Genomic DNA, 8,129 nt, shown 5'->3' on the forward strand with positions numbered 1-8,129 from the left:
AACGGTACGGTACGCTCCGAAGTGGGGATAGAGGGGGTGTGCATGGCCCACCATAATAATGGGGGGGTATTATGTGCATGGCACCCACCAAGGGGGGTATGCCATGACCGTACGTACCGTACCTGCGTACCCACAAGAGAGGCCCGTCATCATCTTGTCATCTGGACGCTGTCATACTGCCATCCGGCGCCCGGGCAATCAAAGGCTGATTGAATGCGGCGGCGGTGACGGCGGTGACGGCACAAAGCGGATGTATAGCATCACGGCCAAGCGGATGACTTCAGGCGACGTTTTGAACTAGCGGACGGGGCCGTGTTTTGTCATTCGTAAAGGCGACTGCCCTGCCCGCCTCAAGCCGATTTCCTCTCACAGGACCCTCCGGCCCTCTACGGCGTTCACTTCTTTCAGGAAGCGGCTCTTTGTTCCCGATTGAAGAAGTTCTGCATGGCATTATTGAGTTCGGCCCGAAGCAATTCGTTTCTGCCACTGCCGCACCAGATGGCTGCCTGCAGCCGAAGATCACGATCCGAAAAATCTATCAGCCCAGACCGAAGCAAGAATACAGAGATATTTTCATGGCCGTTCTTCAGCGCTTCTATCAGAGCAGAGTTGCGTCCTGTCTTGTCCGCCACGTTTACATTCGCGCCATGCGCGACCAGCGTTTTGACTACAGAAATATGCCCTCGAACCGCCGCCTCGATGAGCGCGGTTCGTCTGTAATATTCAGCCTGCATGTTGATTGCTGTCCTCGGATGGCGAAGCAACAAGTCGACTATGGCGAGATTGCCGCTTCCCGCCGCAATCATTAGTGGGGTGCTCTTCCACTTGTTCATAGCGTTCACGTCTAAGTCGGGCTGAGCCAACAAGAGCCGAACGATCTCGACGTTTCCTTCCCGAGCAGCGATATGAAGCGGTGTCCAGCCATTTTCATCAGATGCGTTCACATCCTCGCTTCCATTGAGCGCCTTGAACGCTTCCATATTACCTTCAATCGCCGCCTGGATCAGGTCGCCGCTCTTGTTTCCATCTAAATCGTTTGTCATGACCGTCTCCCCATTCCCAAGCGCACAGTAGAATAGTAAGCCAGATATCCAATTAAATCGCTAAAAATCTACTTCGTGAAAGTTTTAAACGACGCGGTCATCTGGACGCTTTCATACTGCCATCTGACGCCCCAGCAATCAAAGGCTGATTGAGAGTGACGGCGGTGACGCTGGTGACAGCGGGAAACGGATATACAGCATCACCGCCAGGCGGATGATCTCGGGGCTGGTTTTGAAGTAGCGGAACGGGGAGCGTTTTGTCATCCGAAATAGCTGGACGACCGCCCTGCCCGCCTCAAGCAAGTTTCTTCTGACAATGCCGGCAGAGACCAGGATGGAGCTGTATCAAATTAATTGCCATTTCAGAAAATCGCAAACATCGTGATCAATCCGATCCAAGAATAGCTGCCAAGTCATCTTGAGGTTCCTGGCGTGCTTCCATATCGAGCCCGCTTTGAATGTGATTGAGATGAGATATGAGTAAATGCTCGGCCAGTTCCGGGCTCTTTGACTGGATCGCCTGCAGGATTTTGGTGTGTTCATCATCTGGGCAACTGGCATTTTCGGATGATCCGAAGAGGCCGACGATGAGTGATGTCCGTGTGACCAGCTCGCGCATCATTCGGAAGATAAACTTGTTTCCGGTCGCTTGGGCAAGTTTTGTGTGAAATTCACCTGACAGCCGAATGACTTCGGTTCGCTCTTTCTTTTCGCGGGCCGCGTCCTCAAGAGCAATGTGTTCGGTGAGGACTGCCAAATCAATATCACGCGAGTTCTGAGCCAGTTGCCGAACGAGTGGTGGTTCAATCAACATCCGGGCCGCGAATACATCGTTCGCCTCGGACTTGTCTGGACAGGCGACATATGCACCACGATTTGACTGTAGCTCAATGATGCCCTGACTTGAGAGCAGAAGAAGTGCGCGCCGAACGCGCATGCGACCAACACCAAATGTCTCACAGAGGCGCGCCTCACTCAGTTTGGTATTCGGTGCCAAACGTTGTTCCATGACCGCCTTGTAGATGCGTTCAACTATAAGATTCTCATCTGATCCCGATTTTGGGTCGGATGTAGCTATGCTGCTTTGCTGCGGGTTGGAGGACACAAGATCACTTTCAAGACTGATTGGTTTTACGGCTTTGGCTGGCCGTAAACGTTTAAACTCAAATCAGTGTAAGGCCAAGCCATGGAATTTGTCGACTAAATTGAAAAATATGTTGACAAAAATTGTTAACAATAATGAACTGGCAGCGCGGCATGTATGGGGATTCCATCTAACTGCCGGCCAAGAATGGCGCAAAACGCGTCGAAATTTGATTCAACGGGAGTTAAGATATGCAACGAAGATCACTTTTGAAGGCGGCCCTGACAGCCGCAACAATGACAGCGTTTGGGGCAACTTCAGCCTTCGCAGAGAACCCAGTTTTGAAAATTGGCTTTGTTGGCGTGACCAGCGGCCCAGCTGCGGCATGGGGAATTTCCAACCAGCGCTCGATGGAAACGCGGGCGGCCTGGATCAACGAAACCGGCGGCTATACCATTGGCGGGACAACCTATGATATCGAGATCGTTTCATTCGACGATCAAAAAGATCCAAAGCGCGCGATTGCGGGCATGGAGAAGATGGCACAGGAAGGTATCCATTACGTTGTGGGGCCAAACGTCGATGACGGTGCGGCGGCCGTGCGCCCGGTGGCAGAGGCTAACGGGATCATGTATTTCCCCTACGCCTTTCCAAAGTCACTGTATCAGGCGCCAGCTTCAAACGCCGTTCTAGGTATGGTTGCCAACTACCAGTCCGGCCCGGCGATCTACAAATATCTGATGGATGAAAAAGGCGTCAAAACCGTTGCATTCATCGCCGCCAACGAATCCGACCCCCTCAGCCAGCGTGACGGCGGAGTCGCCGCAGCCAAGGCACTCGGGTTGGAAGTGGTTTCGGACAATGTGACGTATCAGGTCGATACCACGGACTTTACCCCGGTTCTGACCCCTGTCATGCGCACGCAACCGGATCTGCTGGTGCTGTCCGGAGTGTCGCCTGCAAACGCGCCTCAGCTGATCCGCTCTGCGCGTGAACTGGGCTTCCAGGGTATCATTTCGACAGAAACCGCTCAGGATGCGGGCGTTCTGGCCGAAGGTGCCGGTGATCTGGCCAATGGCTTTATCTCAGTTGGTGGTGCGTCCACGCCCGAATTGGCGTCGCCTATGATGAACGAATTTGTTGAACGCTATACCAAGATGTTTGGCGAATATAACGACGAATCCAACACCAAGGTCTATGCACTGGAATACATCCTTGAAACGCTCAAGGCGAACCCCGCGGCGATGACAGATGTTGCAGCATTCCAGGCCACGATGGACAGCTTTGAGGCGCCAAACCCCTACATGAACGGTGATGCCAAGCTGCGTTATGTCGGTATGTCGTCCTTTGGCCAAAAGCGTCAGGTTGCGGTGCCGCTGGTGGTGAACGTTTACAACAACGGCGCTTTTGAGACACTGTTTGTTGCCGAAGTCGACTAAGCGTCCCTTTCTGCTTTTGGACCTCTCCTTAGCAGAATTTTCCCCGGGCCGCATTGGCCCGGGGTTTTTCCCAAGAAAGAAATCCCGATGGAACAGATATTGGCTAACGGCGTCTATCTGGGGTCCCAATACGCGATGATCGCGCTTGGTCTGACCCTGATCTTTGCCCTGATGAACGTCCTGAACTTTGCCCACGGGCAGATGTATGTGATTGGTGGGTTTGTCACCTATACCTTTTATGGCCAATGGGGGGTGCCCTTTGTTCTGGCGCTTGTCATGTCTTGCGTCACTCTAGCGATCCTTGGGGCATTGATTGAAAAATTCCTCTTTGCGCCGGTGATCAAAGGATCGGCTCGTGAAGAAAGCACAATGCTCTTGGCGGCGGGCATTGCGTTCTTCCTGGATGCAGTGATCCTTATCATTTTTGGCGAAAAACAGCGCGGTGTTCCGAAGATCGTTGATGGCGTTTTCAACTGGGATTTCCGGTTGATCATGCCTTACGATCGCATACTGATCTGCGTTCTGGCGATCCTGTCGGTCGTCGCCTTTATCGCTTTGATGCAATACACCAAAACAGGCCGTGCTCTGCGCGCACTGGCGCAAGACCGCACCGCCGCCCAGTTGATGGGCGTGAACGTTGACCGCTATTCGATGATCGGCTTCGCGCTTGGCGCGATGCTTGCTGGTCTGGTTGGTGGTCTGCTGGTCACAATTACGGGTGTAAACCTTGGGATGGGCGGACCGACATCGATCAAAGCCTTTATGATGGTAATGATCGGCGGCGCTGGTGTGATTTCCGGCGCGATTTGGGGCGGGATCATCCTTGGGTTTATGGAGGCGGTTGGCCTCGCCCTGCTCTCTCAATATGGTGATATCACGTATTTGCTGATCTTCATCTCCTTGATGATCTTCCTAGCCATTAGACCGCAAGGCCTGATGGGCAAGCCCTGGGGATGATGTGATGCTTGGATTTACCTCAAAACAATTGCTCGGCATCGGAATCTTTTTCTTTGCGATCTTCATCGGCGTTCCGCTCATCATTGGCGCAACAGGACGCTGGGACTTCTACTTTACCCTCACGTCTGTTGCCCTCTTGGCGATCGCCAGCGCCGGGGTCTGGCTGACCTTTTACATCGGCCGTATCAATATTGGCCAAGGTGCTTTCGCGTTGATCGGCGCTTACGTCTCGGCCATTCTGGTGGTGAAAGCGGGCTGGTCCTTTTGGATATCCCTCCCAGCGGCGGGCCTATTCGCGGCAATCGTTGCAATCTTGATCGGCCTGCCAATCCTGCGTCTGCGCGGAGTTTATTTCGCGATGATCACGCTGGTTTTGACCCAAGTTGTCACGCTGACAGCCTTGGCGCTGCCCATCACCAACGGGGCAAAGGGTATCTCCAACATCCCGCTGCCCTCGGGCATTTCGGTGTTCGGCATTCCGATCCTGCCCGATTTTGCCGGGATGGAGAACACCAAGCTGGCCTTCTATTACACCGCCTGCATCATCATGATCTTGACCTATGCAGCCCTTTACCGGCTGGTGAATTCCCGCCTTGGGCATCTGTGCCGCTCTATGCAACAGAACGAAGAGCTCGCCAGTTCAATCGGGGTGAATATATCCTACATTCGCATCGTGATCTTTGCCATTTCCAGCTTTTTCGGCGGTATTGGTGGGGCCATGTTCGGATCCATCGCGCAGTCGGTCTATCCGTCCAGCTTTCAAGTCGCAGATTCGGTCAACTTCATGCTGAACTGTTTTCTTGGCGGCCTTGGCTATGTCTTTGGCCCGATGCTCGGCACGCTGGTGCTCTATTTCGGCTGGGACTTGCTATTCGAGTTCGGCAAATACCAAATGCTGATCTATTCAACGATCCTAATCCTTATCATCCGCTTCCTGCCCAATGGTCTGCTGAGCATCCGTTTCGGCAAAGGAAGTGACAAATGAGCCCGCTTCTTCAAGTCAAGAACGTCACTAAGAAATATGGTGGCTTGACGGCAAACAATGCGATCAGCTTCGATGTGGCCGAGAATGAAATCCTGTCGGTGATCGGACCGAACGGCGCAGGCAAATCCACGCTGTTCAAAATGATCGCGTCCTTTACTCCGACGACTTCTGGCGAAGTGATCTATCAGGGCGAGCGTATTTCGAACCTCAAGCCACATATCGTGGCGCGTAAAGGGGTCGTGCGCACGTTTCAGGAAACCACGATTTTCAAAAGCATGACCGTGCGTGAAAGCGTTGTGGTGGCGCAGCACCTGCGCGCCAAGGCCTCGCTCGCGGGATATTTCTGGGGGTCGAAGACGGCCAAGGACGATGTGACCGCCTTTGAGAAATATGCGGACGAGTTGCTGGAGTTCCTTGGCATGTCTGAGATCAGCAGCGAACAAGCCAGCAATCTGCCGCAGGGCAGCCTGCGCGCGCTTGGCATTGCAATCGGCCTGGCGACAGACCCAAAGGTGCTGTTGCTAGATGAGCCTTTTGCGGGAATGAACCATGATGAAACCATGAATATGGTCAATCTCGTTCGTTCGGTACGCGACGAGCGTGGGGTGACGGTCATGTTGGTGGAACACGATATGCCAGCGGTCATGAATATTTCGGATCGGATTGTGGTGCTGAACTTTGGCGAAAAGATCGCCGAGGGCACGCCTTCTGAGATCCAAAACAATGAAAAAGTCATCGAGGCCTATCTTGGCAGCGTCGACGATGAGATCGGGATGTAAGCCATGACAGCCATGTTGGATTTCAAAGACGTCGAACTTTTCTATGATCATGTCTATGCGCTGAAAGGTGTATCGCTGCACGTAAATCAAGGCGAAACCGTCGCGTTGATCGGGGCCAACGGGGCGGGCAAATCGTCCATACTGCGCGCCATCACTGGGTTGGCAAAACCTGTGAAAGGCTCTGTGACCTTCGAGGGCGAGCGTGTGGACGGCACTGATCCCTCAGACATCGTCAAACGCGGTATCGCTATGGTGCCCGAAGGCCGCCGTGTTTTTCCCTTCATGTCAGTCAAAGACAACCTGATGATGGGGGCATTCACACGTAGCGACAAAGCCGACATCCAGAACACTTTGGACAGTATTCTGACGCGCTTCCCTCGCCTGAAGGAACGTTACAGTCAGGCCGCCGGAACGCTGTCGGGCGGTGAACAACAGATGATGGTGATTGGCCGTGCTTTGATGGCAAAACCCAAGCTCCTGCTGCTGGATGAACCCAGCCTTGGCATCGCGCCGAAGCTGGTTCAAGACATTGCCCGTTCAATCGTTGCGATTAATCGCGACGAAGGCGTGTCAGTGCTGCTGGTGGAACAAAACTCGCGAATGGCGCTGAGTATTTCACACCGTGCCTACGCCATGGCAACTGGCAATGTGGTTATTGAAGGCGTCTCGAAGGACCTGCTGCATGACGACCGGATCAAGGCGGCCTATCTTGGCGGCGAGGTTTGACGGATCATGAAAATTCTCGTCGTAAACCCCAACACCACCGCTTCGATGACCAAAAAAATCGGGATCGCCGCGCAGGCCATCGCGCGCCCTGATACCGAGATTGTAGCCACGAACTCGCAAGACGGTCCAGCAAGCATTCAGGGTTTTCTGGACGTCGCCACCTGCATCCCCGGCCTGCTGGCCGAGATTTCGAGGCATCCGGATGTTGATGCTATCGTGATTGCCTGTTTCGACGACACCGGCGTCGATGCGGTGCGGACGCTGGTCAAGGTTCCGGTCTTGGGCATCGGCGAGGCCGCCTATCACGCAGCCAGTATGATAGCCAACAAGTTCAGCGTCATAACAACACTCTCACGCTCTGTGCCAGGTCTAGAAAACAACCTGATGCGCTACGGGCTGGCCCAAAAATGCGCGCGCGTTCGGGCAACAGAAATTCCGGTTCTCAAGCTTGAAGAGGGTGACTCAGCCACGCTGTACAAGATCCGATCCGAAATACGTGAGGCAATCGAACAGGACAACGCCGAGGCCATCGTTCTTGGATGCGCAGGAATGGCTGACCTTATGGCAGAGCTAAGCGAAGAATTCGGCTTGCCGGTCATCGACGGAGTAGCTGCCGGTGTCACATTTGCTGAGGCGCTGGTGAATAATCGGCTAGGTACTTCGAAAATTGGAGCATACGCGGACAGGTAATTGCGCTGCTAGCTGCATCTCATTTCATTCCAATAGCTGGTGGGCTTGGCAAATTATTGGTCGTTAGTGCGCCATAGCCGACCTTGGCGCAATCGCAGCGAAATGGTGGTTTGACCGCACAGCGGACATTGGCATAGCACTTGTAGCGTATGTACGCTCTGAGCCCATAGCGGATCTCATTCGCCCCCCTAAGGCGAGAGTTTTCAAAATTGAACCCGTTCGTGTACCCTGTCGGAACTTAGGGAGAAGCCACATGCCAGAATTACTGCTGCATCACGTTTCATATCCAGTCAGGGATATTGAGGCCTCGGCTGCGTTCTACGAAAACCTCTTCGGTCTTGCGCGGCTGCCGCGCCCGCCATTCGGAATACCGGGCGTATGGTTTGGCTGTGGTGATCGCCAAATTCATCTTGTACTCAATCCTTC

Annotated in this window: 9 protein-coding genes and 2 pseudogenes; 7 read left to right on the plus strand and 4 right to left on the minus strand. The window is 53.7% G+C overall.

Annotation, left to right across the window (positions count from 1 at the left end; genetic code table 11):
- Positions 1 to 243: 243 nt before the first annotated feature.
- The 4 genes and pseudogenes from AC221Y_RS16595 to AC221Y_RS16610 all read right to left on the minus strand — a co-directional run.
- A pseudogene (locus AC221Y_RS16595) lies at positions 244 to 324 on the minus strand (IS6 family transposase); the annotation flags it as partial.
- 80 nt (positions 325 to 404) lie between these two features.
- A complete protein-coding gene (locus tag AC221Y_RS16600) occupies positions 405 to 1,043 on the minus strand; it encodes an ankyrin repeat domain-containing protein (RefSeq protein ID WP_486707786.1) in 639 nt (212 codons plus the stop codon).
- Positions 1,044 to 1,217: 174 nt separating this feature from the next.
- Positions 1,218 to 1,307 (minus strand): annotated as a pseudogene (locus AC221Y_RS16605) (IS6 family transposase); the annotation flags it as partial.
- 121 nt (positions 1,308 to 1,428) lie between these two features.
- Positions 1,429 to 2,148, minus strand: a complete 720-nt coding sequence (locus AC221Y_RS16610; RefSeq protein WP_486707787.1) for a GntR family transcriptional regulator — start codon at positions 2,146 to 2,148, stop codon at positions 1,429 to 1,431.
- A 230-nt stretch (positions 2,149 to 2,378) separates the two neighbouring features.
- Between AC221Y_RS16610 and AC221Y_RS16615 the strand changes: the two genes are divergently transcribed.
- From AC221Y_RS16615 to AC221Y_RS16645, 7 genes are all read left to right on the plus strand, one after another.
- Positions 2,379 to 3,566: an ABC transporter substrate-binding protein gene (locus AC221Y_RS16615; RefSeq protein WP_486707788.1), complete on the plus strand. Its 1,188-nt coding sequence runs from the start codon at positions 2,379 to 2,381 to the stop codon at positions 3,564 to 3,566.
- Between the two features lie 87 nt (positions 3,567 to 3,653).
- A complete protein-coding gene (locus AC221Y_RS16620) occupies positions 3,654 to 4,523 on the plus strand; it encodes a branched-chain amino acid ABC transporter permease (RefSeq protein ID WP_486707789.1) in 870 nt (289 codons plus the stop codon).
- 4 nt (positions 4,524 to 4,527) lie between these two features.
- Positions 4,528 to 5,508, plus strand: a complete 981-nt coding sequence (locus AC221Y_RS16625; protein ID WP_486707790.1) for a branched-chain amino acid ABC transporter permease — start codon at positions 4,528 to 4,530, stop codon at positions 5,506 to 5,508.
- Positions 5,505 to 6,287, plus strand: coding sequence for an ABC transporter ATP-binding protein (locus AC221Y_RS16630; protein WP_486707791.1), 783 nt, complete (start codon positions 5,505 to 5,507; stop codon positions 6,285 to 6,287). The genes AC221Y_RS16625 and AC221Y_RS16630 overlap by 4 nt, the downstream gene beginning before the upstream one ends.
- A 3-nt stretch (positions 6,288 to 6,290) precedes the next feature.
- Positions 6,291 to 7,013 carry an ABC transporter ATP-binding protein gene (locus tag AC221Y_RS16635; protein ID WP_486707792.1) on the plus strand — a complete coding sequence of 241 codons (723 nt, stop codon included), beginning with the start codon at positions 6,291 to 6,293 and terminating at the stop codon, positions 7,011 to 7,013.
- A gap of 6 nt (positions 7,014 to 7,019) precedes the next feature.
- Complete coding sequence (locus tag AC221Y_RS16640) at positions 7,020 to 7,703, plus strand: aspartate/glutamate racemase family protein (protein WP_486707793.1); 684 nt, start codon at positions 7,020 to 7,022, stop codon at positions 7,701 to 7,703.
- Between the two features lie 253 nt (positions 7,704 to 7,956).
- The coding region (locus tag AC221Y_RS16645) for a VOC family protein (protein WP_486707794.1) at positions 7,957 to 8,129 on the plus strand (173 nt) is incomplete at its 3' end.

The organism is Boseongicola sp. (assembly GCF_057460485.1).